13 protein-coding genes are annotated in these 13,865 nt (G+C 61.9%); 6 read left to right on the top strand and 7 right to left on the bottom strand.

The window, feature by feature from the left end; all coding sequences use genetic code 11:
- Nucleotides 1-2 precede the first annotated feature (2 nt).
- The gene (locus BM110_RS10750; RefSeq protein WP_092244036.1) at nt 3-824 is read left to right on the top strand and encodes an AraC family transcriptional regulator; all 822 of its coding nucleotides are present in this window, start codon (nt 3-5) and stop codon (nt 822-824) included.
- On the opposite strand, the gene BM110_RS10745 is transcribed toward BM110_RS10750, so the two are convergent.
- From BM110_RS10745 to proP, 3 genes are all read right to left on the bottom strand, one after another.
- Nucleotides 781-3,375, bottom strand: coding sequence for a bifunctional diguanylate cyclase/phosphodiesterase (locus BM110_RS10745; protein ID WP_093513355.1), 2,595 nt, complete (start codon nt 3,373-3,375; stop codon nt 781-783). The two genes, BM110_RS10750 and BM110_RS10745, sit on opposite strands and share 44 nt — an antisense overlap.
- A 73-nt stretch (nt 3,376-3,448) precedes the next feature.
- Nucleotides 3,449-3,955, bottom strand: a complete 507-nt coding sequence (locus BM110_RS10740; protein WP_058424054.1) for a GAF domain-containing protein — start codon at nt 3,953-3,955, stop codon at nt 3,449-3,451.
- Between the two features lie 55 nt (nt 3,956-4,010).
- A complete protein-coding gene (gene proP / locus BM110_RS10735; RefSeq protein ID WP_058424053.1) occupies nt 4,011-5,513 on the bottom strand; it encodes a glycine betaine/L-proline transporter ProP in 1,503 nt (500 codons plus the stop codon).
- A gap of 153 nt (nt 5,514-5,666) precedes the next feature.
- Here proP and BM110_RS10730 point away from each other — a divergent pair, with 153 nt between their 5' ends.
- Entirely contained in the window at nt 5,667-6,197 is a 531-nt protein-coding gene (locus BM110_RS10730) for a GNAT family N-acetyltransferase (RefSeq protein ID WP_093513354.1), read from the top strand.
- 143 nt (nt 6,198-6,340) lie between these two features.
- Nucleotides 6,341-7,744 carry an MFS transporter gene (locus tag BM110_RS10725; protein ID WP_093121173.1) on the top strand — a complete coding sequence of 468 codons (1,404 nt, stop codon included), beginning with the start codon at nt 6,341-6,343 and terminating at the stop codon, nt 7,742-7,744.
- Between the two features lie 37 nt (nt 7,745-7,781).
- On the opposite strand, the gene BM110_RS10720 is transcribed toward BM110_RS10725, so the two are convergent.
- The 3 genes from BM110_RS10720 to BM110_RS10710 form a co-directional block, all read right to left on the bottom strand.
- Entirely contained in the window at nt 7,782-8,702 is a 921-nt protein-coding gene (locus BM110_RS10720) for a bifunctional helix-turn-helix transcriptional regulator/GNAT family N-acetyltransferase (protein ID WP_071487889.1), read from the bottom strand.
- Nucleotides 8,703-8,772: 70 nt separating this feature from the next.
- The gene (locus tag BM110_RS10715) at nt 8,773-10,065 is read right to left on the bottom strand and encodes a PQQ-dependent sugar dehydrogenase (protein ID WP_093513353.1); all 1,293 of its coding nucleotides are present in this window, start codon (nt 10,063-10,065) and stop codon (nt 8,773-8,775) included.
- On the bottom strand, nt 10,062-10,475 hold the full coding sequence (locus BM110_RS10710) for a DUF2231 domain-containing protein (RefSeq protein ID WP_071487887.1): 414 nt from the start codon (nt 10,473-10,475) through the stop codon (nt 10,062-10,064). The genes BM110_RS10715 and BM110_RS10710 overlap by 4 nt, the downstream gene beginning before the upstream one ends.
- A gap of 174 nt (nt 10,476-10,649) precedes the next feature.
- On the opposite strand from BM110_RS10710, the gene BM110_RS10705 reads away from it, so the two are divergent.
- The 3 genes from BM110_RS10705 to BM110_RS10695 are packed head-to-tail and all read left to right on the top strand — an operon-like array spanning nt 10,650 to nt 12,979.
- Nucleotides 10,650-11,678, top strand: coding sequence for an apurinic/apyrimidinic endonuclease family protein (locus tag BM110_RS10705; RefSeq protein WP_093513352.1), 1,029 nt, complete (start codon nt 10,650-10,652; stop codon nt 11,676-11,678).
- A gap of 48 nt (nt 11,679-11,726) precedes the next feature.
- On the top strand, nt 11,727-12,206 hold the full coding sequence (locus tag BM110_RS10700; RefSeq protein WP_093513351.1) for a P-loop nucleotide/nucleoside kinase family protein: 480 nt from the start codon (nt 11,727-11,729) through the stop codon (nt 12,204-12,206).
- Entirely contained in the window at nt 12,203-12,979 is a 777-nt protein-coding gene (locus BM110_RS10695) for a nucleotidyltransferase domain-containing protein (RefSeq protein WP_093513350.1), read from the top strand. Before BM110_RS10700 ends, BM110_RS10695 begins: the two co-directional genes overlap by 4 nt.
- A 34-nt stretch (nt 12,980-13,013) precedes the next feature.
- Here the strand turns inward: BM110_RS10695 and BM110_RS30110 are convergent, their stop codons facing one another.
- Nucleotides 13,014-13,781, bottom strand: a complete 768-nt coding sequence (locus BM110_RS30110; protein WP_371322060.1) for a methyl-accepting chemotaxis protein — start codon at nt 13,779-13,781, stop codon at nt 13,014-13,016.
- Between the last annotated feature and the right edge of the window lie 84 nt (nt 13,782-13,865).

Genomic DNA, 13,865 nt, shown 5'->3' with positions numbered 1-13,865 from the left:
TAATGCCTGTCTCGCGCAATTGGGGCGGCAACTGTCGCAAAAAGGGCGAAATGATCAAACCTCTGAACGAATTTCTCCAGGAAATCAACGAAGGCGCCTGGGCTGTCATCAGTTCCGCCACCGATTACCCCGAAAACTGGGTGATCCCCGACCACAGCCACGAGAAGCATCAACTGCTCTACGCCATCGAAGGCGTGATGGTGGTGTACTCGGCGCTGAACCAGTGGACCGTGCCGCCCAACCGTGGCATCTGGATGCCCGCCGGGCACGTGCATTCCCTGCGTTGCGTGGGCACCCTGAAAATGCGCAGCGTGTTTGTGCGCCCGGATCGCTTCCCGAACATGCCCGGCGAGCCGAAAACCGTGAGTATCTCGCCGTTGCTGAGCGAGCTGATCAAGGCGTCCGTGAGCCTGAAGCCGCCGTACGCCGAAGACTCGCGGGATGCGCGGATCATGCACCTGATCCTCGACGAACTGGCGATCCTGCCGGCGTTACCGCTGTCCTTGCCGCAGCCCGCCGACCCGCGCCTGCAACGCATCTGCCTGGCGCTGCAGGAAGAGCCGGGCGATGCCTCCACCGTGGCGGACTGGAGCGAGCGCCTGCACCTGGACCAGAAAACCATCCAGCGCCTGTTTCGCAAGGAAACCGGCATGACCTTCGGCCAATGGCGCCAGCAGGCGCGTTTGCTGCTGGCGCTGGAGCGCATTGCGGTGGGCGAGAAGGTGATCGATATCGCCATGGAGCTGGGTTATGACAGCCCGAGTGCGTTCACCAGCATGTTCAGGAAACAGTTTGGCAAGACACCGAGCCATTTTTTCCGCTAGCGCCGAGCAGCCCGTTGAACGTGTCGATATCCAGCGGCCGACTGAGGTAGTAGCCCTGGCCTTCGTCACAGGACACCGCCCGGAGCATCTCCAGGTGCCCGGAGGTCTCGATACCCTCGGCGGTCACCGTCAATGCCAGGGCACGCCCCAGGCCGACGATGGCCTGGATGATCGCCTTGTCATCCTCACTGTCTTCCAGGCGGCTGAGGAAGCTGCGGTCGATCTTCAACCCGTCGAAGGGGAAGGCCCGCAGGTAGCTCAACGAGGAGTACCCGGTGCCGAAGTCATCCATGGCAATACGTATGCCCAGGCGTTTGAGGGTGTGCATTACCGCCAGTGCGCCCGCGGCGTCTTCGAGCATCACGCTTTCGGTGATTTCCAGTTCAACCCGCGCCGGATCGATCCCCGACGTCTTGAGGGCGTTGCGAATGCGTTCCACCAGGTCGCCACGCTTGAACTCCGTGGACGACAGGTTCACCGACACAAACAGTGCTTCGGGCCACTGGGCGGCGCAGGCGCAGGCGGTTTGCAGTACCCAGTCGCTCAGCGACAGGATCAGCCCTGACTCTTCGGCAATCGGTATGAAGGTGTCGGGTGGAATCAGCCCGCGCTGTGGGTGCTGCCAGCGCACCAGCGCTTCGGCGCCGACCATCCGCCCATCGGCAATGCGATAGCGTGGTTGGAAGTGCAGGCGCAGTTCGTTGTGCTTGATTGCAAAACGCAGGTCGCTTTCCAGGCGGCGACGCTCGATGATCCGTGCATTCATCTCCCCTGAGTAAAACCGCCAGGTGTTACGGCCAGCAGCCTTGGCTTCGTATAGCGCGATATCGGCATAACGCAGCAGTTCGGCGGCTTCGCTGGCATCGTCGGGGGCCAGCACGATGCCGATACTCGCGCTGACGAACACTTCCTGCTCACCGATCCTGACCGCCTGTTCAACGGACTCGATCAAGCGCAGGCACAAGGACTCGACATCGTCCTGGGTCCCCGCATTCGTGAGGATCATCACAAACTCATCGCCACCCACCCGGGCTACCAGGTCGCCGTGGCGCACGCAATCGGCCAGGCGGGTCGACACTTCGTTGAGCACGTGGTCGCCCGCGGCGTGCCCGAGCAGGTCGTTGACCGGTTTGAAGCGGTCCAGGTCCAGGCTGAGCATGACCAAAGGCTGCCCCGACGCCGGCAGTGCCTTGAGCTTGTCGTCGAGGAACGCTTGCAGGCGCGTTCGGTTCGCCAGCCCGGTGAGTGCGTCGTGCTGAGACAGGAATTCAATGCGCCGCCGTGCTTCGACTTCCTCGGTCACGTCGGTGGCGGTTCCGCGGAAACCGCCACAGGGCATTTGCCTTGCCGCGAGCCGTGTGGTGCGTTCCTGGCCGTGGGCGTCGACGTAGCGGCATTGCACGCTGAGGTCCGCGGTACGGCTGGGGGTGTTCAGCCATTGCGAAAGCGCGCCGGCTTCCGTGTCCAGGAGCTCGTTGATGGCGGCGCCGATCCAGGTATGACGGGCCAGGCCGGTTACGTTCTCGAAGCGCTCCGACAAGTACGTGAAACGCCAGCCGGCGTCGATTTCCCAGACCCAATCGGAGCTGGCTTCCACCACATCGCGAAAGCGCGCTTCACTGGTAGTCAGGGCATTCTGGCTGTCTAGCAGCGACGCATGGCTGGCATCCAGGGCCAGGGCAGCGGCACTGGCGCGGCGCAGGATCACCCAGGTCATCAGGCATACCAGCAATGCGGCCAGGCCCAGCAGCGGCAAGCCAACACCCATCAACCGCACGCCTGGGCGCGCCGGCTGCCAATGCAGGCTGCCGGCTGCACCGTTTTCGCCCAGGGGGACCAGCAAGGTATTGCCGACCTCATCGGCGCTGGCGATATGCAGTTGATTCACCCCGAAATCATTGCCGATCAGGGCCAGGTGGGCGCTGTCGAGAATGTCGACAAACACCAGTACCGACGCGGGGCGCCCATCCACCTTCACCGTGGGGTCGGTGCCGGGCGTGATGGCGGCTGCGGCCACGAGTGCCGGGCTGCCGCGCACGTTGATGAAGGCGGTGACCGGCGTTTCCTGTTCGGCTCCGGCACGAGCCTGCTCGAGGACCTGCGTGATGGGCTGGGCGAGCCAGTCGCTGAGGTCAATGGGTTGCAGCTCGCCTTCGATTACGGCGTACACCGTGCTGTTGGCGTCGTTGACCACAAACAGCCCCTGGAAGCCGAAATCCTGGAATAGTGTGGCGCCGACGTTGCCGCGACCGTAGGCCCAATCGGTATCCACCTTGAGGTGCAAGTGCTTGTAGGCATCGCTCCAGAAGGCGTAGTCCTTGACGGTCACCCGCAGGGATTTTTCCAGGGACTGCACGGCTTTACGCGTGTAAAACGCGTTTTCCTCTTGCTCGGCGTGGTCCAGGTCATGGGCCAGGTAGATCAGCGAGTAGGCTGCTGCTGCAAATACCAGGACCAACAGGGCCGTGAAATTGAACAGTGAGGTCCGTGTCAGCGACAGGCTGGTGCGGTTGGAGAGCGTTCGGGTGATCGGGACGAGAGTGTTCGGCATTGTTTCCCGCAGGGCAGCGCTGCAAGTCAGGGGTATCCCTGGTTATCGGCGGCGCTGCTGGAAAACTGAACGCTCAGGTATCGCTGGTCGTCAGGTTGGCGAAAAAAATGCAGCCGATCAGCCGAGCAAACAGGCTGAGGGTTTCCGGCAGGTTGGGGTCTTCGAACAGCATTGCCCGCGAATCCAGTGCACACAGCGCACCGAACAGACGGCCGTCGGGCAGGAAGATCGGTGCACCGGCATAGCTCTCGATGGCGTATTGCTTGACCACCGGACGTGCGGCGAAGCGGCCGCTCTGGCTGATCTGCGGGATGAACAGGGTCTGTGGGTTGATACAGAACTCGCTGCACAATGTTGTTTCCAGCTCAAGCACGTCATCGACATGAATGCCCATGTCGACGGTGTCATGCACGGAGCAGACCACCCATTCCAGGTCGGTGAATTTGGCGATGCCGGCGAAGCGCATGCCGGTCAGGCGGGTAACCAGTTGCAGGATGCTGGTGGTGGCTTCTATTTCGGCAATGGCGGCGCGTTCATCTGCGCTGAGCAACGACTGTGGTGCGGTGACGCTTGGAACCATGGTTGAACTCTCCAGAAACATGGCGGCGGGTGGGGCCGCCATGCAGGGTCAGGCTTCAGTTGATACGCGGATGTTGCTGCACCAGGGTTTGGCGCTTGGCTTCCAATTCGGCAATCTGCGCGTCGATATCTTCGATCTTTTGCTCGATGTTGTCGTGATGTTCCTGCAACAACTCCTTGGCTTCTTCCATGTCCGACGCCGCCGGCGCTGCGCCACGCAGCGGCTTGTTGGCGGTTTCCTTCATGGTCAGGCCGGTGACCAGGCCGACCACGGCAAACACCATCAGGTAGTAGGCGGGCATGTACAGGTTGTCGGTGCTTTCCACCAGCCAGGCCACGGCGGTCGGCGTGACGCCTGCGATCAATACCGAGACATTGAACGCACTGGCCAATGCACTGTAGCGCAAGTGAGTGGGGAACATCGCGGGGAGTGTGGAGGCCATTACGCCGATGAAGAAGTTGAGGATCACCGCGAGGATCAGCAGGCCGGCGAAAATCAGGCCGATCTTGCCGCTGGTGATCAGCATAAACGCCGGAATGGACAGGAACAGCAGACCGATACTGCCAGCGATGATGAACGGCTTGCGGCCGATCTTGTCGCTGACAAAACCGATGAACGGCTGCACGAACAGCATGCCGACCATGATCGCGATGATGATCAGCACGCCGCTGTTTTCTTTGTAGTGCAGGTTATGGGACAGGTAGCTCGGCATGTAGGTGAGCAGCATGTAGTACGTCACGTTGGTGGCCGCGACGATGCCGATGCAGGTCAGCAGGCTGCGCCAGTGCTTGGTCGCGACCTCCTTGAACGAGACTTTGGGGCCGTGGGTCAAGCCTTCGCGGTCGCCCTGTTCCATTTTGTCCATGTGCTGCTGGAACGCCGGGGTTTCCTCCAGGGCGTGACGCAGGTACAGGCCGATGATGCCCAGGGGCAGGGCAAGGAAGAACGGCAGGCGCCAGCCCCACGACTCGAAGTCGGCTTCGCCCAGGATGCTGGAAATCAACACCACCACACCGGCACCCAGCACGAAGCCGGCGATGGAACCGAAGTCCAGCCAGCTGCCGAGGAAGCCGCGCTTGCGGTCCGGCGCATACTCCGCGACGAAGATCGACGCACCGGTGTATTCGCCACCCACCGAAAAACCCTGGGCCATTTTGCACAGCAACAGCAGGATCGGCGCCCAGATGCCAATCGAGGCGTAGGAGGGGATCAGGCCGATGGCGAAGGTGCTCAGGGACATGATCACGATGGTCGCGGCCAGGACCTTTTGCCGCCCGTATTTATCACCCAGTGCACCGAAGAACAGGCCACCCAGGGGACGGATCAGGAACGGCACGGAGAAGGTACCCAGTGCTGCGATCATTTGTACGCTGGGCGAGGCATCGGGGAAGAACACCTTGCCGAGCACATAGGCGACAAACCCGTAGACGCCAAAGTCGAACCATTCCATGGCGTTACCCAGGGCGGCGGCGGTGATCGCCTTGCGCACCTTGGTGTCGTCGACGATGGTGATGTCTTTCAATCCGATGGGCTTGACGCTTTTCTTACGTAATTTCATGCGGGGCACTCTAAAGCAGAACAGGGGAGGCGCCATCACTGCGATGGCACCGCTCTGTCACTTCAGATACAAGCGGACATGAAATAATTCACCACTATTTGCGTTTTTTTGCAGATGGATTGAACTTTGTCCGCCCACACACGAGTTATGCGAATGCCAGCCGCCCATTCCCGCCTTGTCTACCGCCAGCCGCAGCCGGGCGACCTGCAGCGATTGTTCGCGATCTTCGGCGACCCGCAGACCAACCTGTTCAACCCATCGGGCCCCATGGCCAGCCTGGAGGCGGCGCAGCGTCTGCTGGATCACTGGCTTGAACAGTGGGCGACCCTAGGGTACGGCTGGTGGGCGATTGCACGGCGCGAGGCGCCGGACCACATCATCGGCTTCGGCGGTATCGCGCCCCTCAACTACCTGACCGAGCGGCGCATCAACCTGGGTTACCGTTTTGCGGTGCAGGCCTGGGGGCAGGGCTATGCCACCGAGTTGGGGCACGACGCGTTGGCGCTGGCATTCGACAGCCTGGGGTTGCCCGAGGTGTTCGGGCTGGTGCGACCGGATCATGGGGCCTCGATCCGGGTGCTGGAAAAGATCGGTATGCAGCCTTTTGGTGTGCTCGACGATGTACCGGGCAAAGCGCCCAGCCTGGTCATGCGTATTTGTCATCCTACAACTGTATTTGCCTGACCTTTTACAGACCCACGTAGAACCTCGATAAACGGCAATCTTTCAGATTGACAGCCGGTAGGCGGCCCGATATAAAAGTCGCAGTTGTACGACGACATATGACGTTACATATGTCCTACCTAACAAAAATAAAAAGTGATGCCATGAACTTGAACGAGCCCATCCACGCTCACCGCGTTGGCCAAGCGGTAGGCAACTATCGCTGGACCATCTGCGCGATGCTGTTCTTCGCGACTACCGTCAACTACCTCGACCGCCAGGTGCTCAGCCTGTTGGCACCGCAGTTGTCCACGCAATTTGGCTGGAGCAACACCGACTACGCGAACATCGCGGCGGTGTTCCAGTTTGTCTACGCGATCTCCATGCTGTTCGCCGGGCGCTTCGTCGACAAGATCGGCACCAAGGCGGCCTATGTGGTGGCGATTGGCATCTGGTCCACGGGCGCGATCATGCATGCCTTCTCGGTGCCGATGGGCGAGGGCATCGCGGTCATCAGCGGCGCGATCGGCCTGGCGGTGATCCCGGTGTCGATTGCCGGCTTCATGTTGTCCCGTGCGGTGCTGGCGATTGGCGAGGCGGGCAACTTCCCGATTGCGATCAAGGCCACCGCCGAATATTTCCCCAAGAAAGAACGCTCGCTGGCCACCGGTATCTTCAACTCCGGCGCCAACGTGGGCGCGATCCTGGCGCCGATCTGCGTGCCATTGATTGCCGGTCTGTGGGGCTGGGAAGCGGCATTTATCGTGATCGGCGGGCTCGGCTTCGTGTGGGTCGCGGTGTGGATCGCGCTCTACCGCAAGCCGGAGGAGCAAAAACGCCTGTCGGCCGCAGAACTGGCCTATATCCGCAGTGACCAGACCGTGCAGCCGTTCACCCCGTCACCGGCCGGCGCCGTGGAGAAAAAAGTCTCGTGGTTCAAGTTGCTCACCTATCGCCAGACCTGGGCCTTTGCCTTCGGCAAGTTCATGACCGATGGCGTGTGGTGGTTCTTCCTGTTCTGGCTGCCCACCTACCTGTCGGCGCAGTACGGCATGAAAGGCGCCGATATCGTCATGCCGCTGGCGGTGCTGTACAGCATGACCATGGTCGGCAGCATTGGTGGCGGCTGGTTCCCCAGCTACTTCATGGCGCGCGGCGATGCACCGTACGACGGGCGCATGAAAGCCATGCTGGTGATCGCATTGTTCCCGCTGGTGGTGTTGCTGGCCCAGCCGTTGGGCTATATCAGCTTCTGGGTGCCGGTACTGCTGATCGGTGTGGGCGCCTCGGCGCACCAGGCGTGGTCGTGCAACATCTTCACCACCGTCTCGGACATGTTCCCGCAGAAAACCGTGGCCTCGGTGGTCGGTATCGGTGGCATGGCCGGCGGCCTGGGCGGCGTGGTCATGACCAAGATCGGCGGCTGGGTGTTCGACTACTACAAGTCCATCAACGACATCCATACCGGCTACATGATCATGTTCGCGATCTGTGCGCTGGCCTACCTGGTGGCCTGGAGCGTGATGAAGACGTTGGTGCCGCGCCACAAGGAAATCACTGACCTGTAAGGCTCCACGTCCCGCGCCGCCATGGCGCGGGGCTGTTTCACAGCGGGCGAGCCCAGGTCTGGCTGACCAGGGCTTTGCCGAAGCTGACCATCGGCTCTTCCTCCACCAGCTCGAACCCGGCTTTCTGATACAGCTTGCGCGCGTCGGTCAGAATATCCACGGTCCACAGCAGCATGCGTGTGTAGCCCACCTGGCGGGCAAAACGTACGCACTCATCCACCAGGCGCTGGCCAATACCCATGCCCCGTGCGCTTGCATCCACGTAGAGCATGCGCAGCTTGGCCGTGGTCTGGTCATGGCGGATCACGAACACCGAGCCCACCACCTCGCCGTCCTTTTCCGCGATCCAGCAGCGCTCGCACGTGGGGTCATATTCGCGCAGATACTTGGCGACGATCTCCGCCACCAGCGCTTCGAATTCCCAATTCCAGCCGTATTCACGGGCATAGATCGCGGTTTGCTGCTGCACCACGCGGCCCATGTCGCCGGGTTGCGGGTCACGCAGCAGATAGCTGGGCGCGGTGCCTTGCAGCAGGGCCTGGATGCGCTTCATCGCTTCGGTGAGTTGTTGCTGTTGCGGTTCGGGCAGGCTCTCGAGCAGGGCGATGACTTCGCGCTGGGTTTGCTGCTCCAGCGGCGCCAGCACGGCGCGGCCGTGGTCGGTGAGGTGCAATTGCACGGCGCGGGCGTCGGTGGCGCAGCGGACTTTCTGGATCAGGCCGCGCTTTTCAAAGCCACTGGTCAGCCGGCTCAGGTAACCCGCGTCGAGGCCGAGCATCTGGCACAGGTCGGCGCTGGTGAGGTCTCCCCGGGAAGACAACTCGTACATCACGCGGATTTCAGTCAGGGAGTAGTCGCTTTGCAGCAAGTGTTCCTGCAACACGCCGATCTGGTGGGTGTAGAAGCGGTTGAAGCCGCGCACAATGCCGGCGCGTTCGACAAGCAAGGGGGTGGACATGCTGAAATGCTCGAATGGTTGCCTTAGGCAACAATATTGTTGCTTCAGGCAACCATGTCAAACATTTTGTTTAGCGGTTCCGCGTCACGCGCCAAACGGTATTGGCCAGGTCATCGGCAATGATCAGCGCACCTTTCGGGTCCACCGTCACACCCACCGGGCGCCCACGGGTCTTGCCGTCGTCGCCGCGAAAGCCGGTGGCGAAGTCGATGGGCTCACCGGACGGCTTGCCATTGCTGAACGGCACGAAGATCACCTTGTAGCCCACCGGGTTGTCGCGGTTCCAACTGCCGTGCTCGCCGACGAACACACCATCGGCAAACTGCTCGCCCATCTGCGGGATGGAAAAGTCCACGCCAAGGGCGGCCACGTGGGAGCCCAGGCTGTAATCCGGCTTGATCGCGGCGGCCACCTTGGCTGGGTTCTGCGGTTGAGCGCGTGGGTCGACGTTCTGGCCCCAGTAGCTGTACGGCCAGCCGTAGAACGCGCCTTCACGCACCGAGGTCAGGTAGTCCGGCACCAGGTCCGGGCCCAGTTCGTCGCGCTCGTTGACCACCGTCCACAGTTGCCCGGTGTCCGGCTGGATGGTCAGTGCCGTGGGGTTGCGCAAGCCAGTGGCGTAGGGCTTGTGCGCCCCGGTGGCGGCATCGATCTGCCAGACCATCGCACGGTCGATCTCCACTTCCATGCCGCGTTCGGTGACGTTGCTGTTGGAGCCGATGCCCACATAAAGCTGGCTGCCATCGGCGCTCACGGCCAGGGACTTGGTCCAGTGATGGTTGATCTGCGCCGGCAGGTCGGTGACGGTGCTCGGCGGGCCGCTGGCTTTGGTCTGGCCGTCGGCGTAGTCGAAGCTCACCAGTGCGTCCTGGTTGGCCACGTAGAGTTTGCCGTTGGCAAACGCCAGGCCATAGGGCGCATTGAGGTTGTCGGCGAATACGGTCTTGAGTTCGTAGGTGCCGTCACCATCGGCGTCGCGCAGCAGGGTCAGGCGGTTGCCGCTCTTGACCTTGGTGTTGCCCTCGGCCTTGATCAGGCTGGCGATCACATCCTTGGGCTTGAGCTTGGCCGCACTGCCGCCACGGCCTTCGGCAACCAGGATATCGCCGTTGGGCAGCACCAGGGTCTGGCGCGGGATCGCCAGGTCGGTGGCAATCGCGGTGATGCTGTAGCCGTCCGGCACCTTGGGTTTCTGTTCGCCCCAGGGCGCAGGTTCGGCGATTTTCATGCTCGGCAACAGGCTGCTTTGCTGTTCCGGCAGCTTGGGATCGGGGCCACGGGCCTGGGTCTTGTCGCCTTCGCCACCGCAGGCACTCAGCAACAGCGCGGCGCTCAATAGGGTCAGGGTGCTGGACGTTTTCATTTGACACCTCCCGAACGCAGGCCGGTCCATGTGGCCGCCAACGTCAGCAGCAAGACAATGGCCGACAGGATCAGGCCGCCGGGCATCGAGGCGTAGGCGTCCTTGGCATGCTGGAAGGCATTGACCAGGCCCAGTACCCAAGTGGCCAACAGCAACAGCACATAGCGAGTGGGTTGACCGGCCTTGTGCTCGGCGCGCAGCAGGTTGACCAGCGCGAACAGAAACGCGAAACCGGCGAACACCAACGCGCCGGCAATCAGCCAGGAGGCGAAGTTGGCCCATTGGATCTGGTAGGTCTGGGTGTAGGCAATGTCGCTGAGCAAGGCACCAAGAAACAACGGCACGGTGCCGGCGAGCAAGGTCGCATGCAGCGGCCCTGGGGCATATCGGTAAACGGGGAGGGTAGTCATACGGGGGCGGCTCCTTGTTGTACAACGCCCCTGGACGGGGCAGCGCATAAGAAGTGAACGCAGCGCCGGTGAGAAAGTTCAGCGTGAAACGTTTCGAAATAGTGGGAACCCGCCTGGGTCTACCCCGGACTAACCCCGTATCATTCGCTCCTTTTTCCTACGCCAGGCGCCTCCATGACTCACCCACGCATTGGCTTCGCGTGCCAATACAAACATCCCGAACGGCTACTGTCGGCCAGCGCCCAAAAGCTGATCGAAGGTCCGTTCAACCCGCGCACCACCACGTTGCGTTGGATGGACAGCGTTACACCGCAGGTGGCCCGGGACAAACTGGTGGAAGTGGTCACGCACAACCTGGCCGCTCAATTGCGCCTGCTGGCGTATGTCGCTGAATTGCCTTCGACCCTGCGCATGCTGCGCTTGAGCAGCGACCTGTTGCCGTTCTACAGCCATCCCAAAGTGGCCAGCGTCTACAAGGACCCGGCTATCGAGCGTCAATTGGTTGAGGGTTTTGCCGCCATCGGTGAGCTGGCCCGCGCCTCGGATATCCGCCTGTCATTCCACCCGGGCCAATACTGTGTACTCGGCTCGGAAAACCCCGGCGTGGTGGAAAACAGCCTTGCCGAATTCGAATACCACGCCGACATGATCCGCATGATGGGTTATGGCCGGCGCTTCCAGGACCTCAAGTGCAACGTGCATATCGCCGGCCGCCTCGGCGTGGAAGGCACCCGCGCCGTGTGGTCGCGCCTGTCGGAGGTGGCGCGCAACTGCATCACGTTCGAGAACGACGAAAAGACCTATGGCCTGGACCATTGCCTGCAAGTCGCCGACCTGGCACCGGTGGTCCTGGACATCCACCACTGCTGGATCAACGAAAACGACTACATCGACCCCCACTCGGAGCGGGTCGCCCGGGTGATTGAAAGCTGGCGCGGCGTGCGACCGACCATGCATTACTCCCAGCCCCCGGAGAGCCTGCAAGAGCTGGGCTTTGATGCCGAACACAAGCTGGAAATGGACGCGCTGTTGCAGGTGGTGTCCAAGCGCGACCTCTACGCCCACAGCGCACAGATGTGGAACCGTTGGACCAACGATTATGCGCTGCAGTTTCTCGACCGCTTCGACATCATGCTCGAAGCCAAGGACAAGAATGTCGCGGCCCTGGCGTTCCACGAGCATTGGAAACGGGGCGTTGTGTGATCAATCCATGGCGGTCATGCTGGCGGGACTGACATAAGGAACCGCCCCATGCCAACCCTGCATTTGCTCTGCGGCAAGATCGCCTCCGGCAAGTCCACACTCGCCAAGACCCTCGCCACTGAGCACGCTGCCATTGTGCTCAGCGAAGACCACTGGCTCGCCACGCTTTACCCCGGTGAAATCCACGCCATTGCGGATTACATCAAATGCGCCCAGCGTATTCGCGGCGTACTGGGCCCCTTGGTGATCAATGTGCTGCAGTCGGGCCTCGACGTGGTGCTGGATTTCCCTGCCAATACAGTGGCCAGTCGCGAATGGCTGCTGGGGTTGGCACACGCCGCCAAGGCCCGGCACTGCCTGCACTACCTGGAGCTGGATGACGCCACCTGTCGGGCCAGGCTGCATGCGCGCAACGCCCAGGGTGAGCATGACTTTGCCGCCACTGATGCTGAGTTTGATCTGATTACCCGCCATTTCACGGTACCGAGCGAGGCTGAAGGCCTGGTGATCGAGAGACATCACCCATGAGCCCGGCGCAATCCACGGGGGTGGACGCCGAGGGCTTTATCCTTACGGTTCCCCACGTCCCCGTGCAGCGTGAATTTCAGCCACTGCTCGAGGCTGTCTGCAACGTGCTCTCGCAGCCTGACTTGGGAGTGGACGGCCTTTATCTTTATGGCAGCGTCGCGCGTGGCGATGCGCTGCCGGGCGTTTCCGATCTTGATCTGACGGTGGTGCTATGTGAGCCGCCGACCTCTGCAGTTTTGGAGCGGTTGGAGCGGGTGCGATGCGACCTGGCCGTGCGGTACCCGCAAGTCACCAAGGTGGATTTCGATATCGGCAGCCGCGCACAGGTACTGGCCATCGAAAACAGCAACAGCTGGGGATTCTGGCTCAAGCACCACTGCCGGTGCGTGTGGGGCAATGATCTGTCGGCGCAGTTCGAGCGGTTTCGGCCATCACTGGATATTGCCCTGGCCGTGAACGGTGACTTTGAAGCGGTGCTCACCGCTTACCTTGGCCGCATCGCACATGCCGCCAACGAGCAGGAGCGACTCCGCCTGCAGCGCGAAGCGTCACGCAAGCTGCTCAGAGCCACCCAGATACTCTGCGGTGAGCAGGCATCGTGGCCGCATACGCTGGAAATGCATGTGGCGCTGTTCGTGAAGGAGTACCCATCCAAGATGACTCAGGTGGCCTTCTTTTTGTTCGAGGCCCGGAACCCGAGTGCCGACCGTGAAACATTCACGGCTCGACTTCAGGCGTTCCAGGCCTGGATGGTTGCGCAATCGCGCATTTGAGCGTTTGCCATATGGCGCCAGAGCACTGACTTCCTCAGGACTTGAAGCGCCCCACCAATCCATTCAATTCATCCGATAGAGTGGACAAGCGCCCCGAGTCGTCCTGCGCCGAGTTGGCCAGGCTCTCCACCAGGCGTGCCTCGTCGTAGATCTGCTGGATGTGCCGGTTGATCTCTTCGGCCACGCTGTGTTGTTCCTCGGCGGCGGCGGAAATCTGCAGGTTCTGGTCGCGGATCTCGTTCACCGACGTCTGGATACCCTCGAAGCTGTCCCGCGCACTTTCGATGGATGACACACTGGCCCGCGACAAGTCCAGGCAACTGCCCATCTTCTGGGTGACTTCCTGGGTCTTGTTTTCCAGGGTGCCGAGCAGTTGCTCGATCTCGCCGGTGGAGTCGGACGTGCGCTTGGCCAGGGCACGCACTTCATCGGCCACCACCGCGAAGCCACGGCCCTGGTCACCGGCACGGGCGGCCTCGATGGCGGCGTTGAGGGCCAGCAGGTTGGTCTGTTCGGCAATCGCGCGGATGGTGCCGAGGATCTGGTTGATGCTGCGGCTGCCAGCTTCCAGTTCGACCATGGCCTGGGAGGACTCGGTGAGACGGCGCCCCAGGCGGTTGACGTTGTCGGTGGTGACTTCGATCTGCTGCTTGCCCTCGGCCACGCGACGGTGGCCGTTTTCGGCGGACTCCGCGGCGCCGCTGCAGGAACGGGCGACTTCGTTGGCGGTGGCGACCATTTCATTGAATGCGGTCGACACCAATTCAACGGCCTCGCGCTGGCGTCCGGCCGCCTCGTTCATATTGTGCGCCACCTCGCTGTTGACCTTGGAAGCGTTCTGCAAATTGGCCGACGCCGCGCCGATGTGCTGGATCAGTTGGCGGAT

It is taken from the genome of Pseudomonas sp. NFPP28 (genome assembly GCF_900115535.1).
Lineage (GTDB): Bacteria > Pseudomonadota > Gammaproteobacteria > Pseudomonadales > Pseudomonadaceae > Aquipseudomonas > Aquipseudomonas extremorientalis.
This window is presented reverse-complemented; position numbering and strand designations above follow the sequence as displayed.

Excerpts from the sequence above, each read along its gene's own strand:
- BM110_RS10705 (WP_093513352.1), top strand. The coding sequence starts at position 10,650 with ATGACTCACCCACGCATTGGCTTCGCGTGCCAATACAAACATCCCGAA.
- BM110_RS10745 (WP_093513355.1), bottom strand. The coding sequence starts at position 3,375 with ATGCCGAACACTCTCGTCCCGATCACCCGAACGCTCTCCAACCGCACC.
- BM110_RS10725 (WP_093121173.1), top strand. The coding sequence starts at position 6,341 with ATGAACTTGAACGAGCCCATCCACGCTCACCGCGTTGGCCAAGCGGTA.
- BM110_RS10740 (WP_058424054.1), bottom strand. The coding sequence starts at position 3,955 with ATGGTTCCAAGCGTCACCGCACCACAGTCGTTGCTCAGCGCAGATGAA.
- BM110_RS10700 (WP_093513351.1), top strand. The coding sequence starts at position 11,727 with ATGCCAACCCTGCATTTGCTCTGCGGCAAGATCGCCTCCGGCAAGTCC.
- BM110_RS10710 (WP_071487887.1), bottom strand. The coding sequence starts at position 10,475 with ATGACTACCCTCCCCGTTTACCGATATGCCCCAGGGCCGCTGCATGCG.
- BM110_RS10720 (WP_071487889.1), bottom strand. The coding sequence starts at position 8,702 with ATGTCCACCCCCTTGCTTGTCGAACGCGCCGGCATTGTGCGCGGCTTC.
- BM110_RS10750 (WP_092244036.1), top strand. The coding sequence starts at position 3 with ATGCCTGTCTCGCGCAATTGGGGCGGCAACTGTCGCAAAAAGGGCGAA.
- BM110_RS10695 (WP_093513350.1), top strand. The coding sequence starts at position 12,203 with ATGAGCCCGGCGCAATCCACGGGGGTGGACGCCGAGGGCTTTATCCTT.
- BM110_RS10730 (WP_093513354.1), top strand. The coding sequence starts at position 5,667 with ATGCCAGCCGCCCATTCCCGCCTTGTCTACCGCCAGCCGCAGCCGGGC.
- BM110_RS30110 (WP_371322060.1), bottom strand. The coding sequence starts at position 13,781 with ATGAACGAGGCGGCCGGACGCCAGCGCGAGGCCGTTGAATTGGTGTCG.
- proP (WP_058424053.1), bottom strand. The coding sequence starts at position 5,513 with ATGAAATTACGTAAGAAAAGCGTCAAGCCCATCGGATTGAAAGACATC.
- BM110_RS10715 (WP_093513353.1), bottom strand. The coding sequence starts at position 10,065 with ATGAAAACGTCCAGCACCCTGACCCTATTGAGCGCCGCGCTGTTGCTG.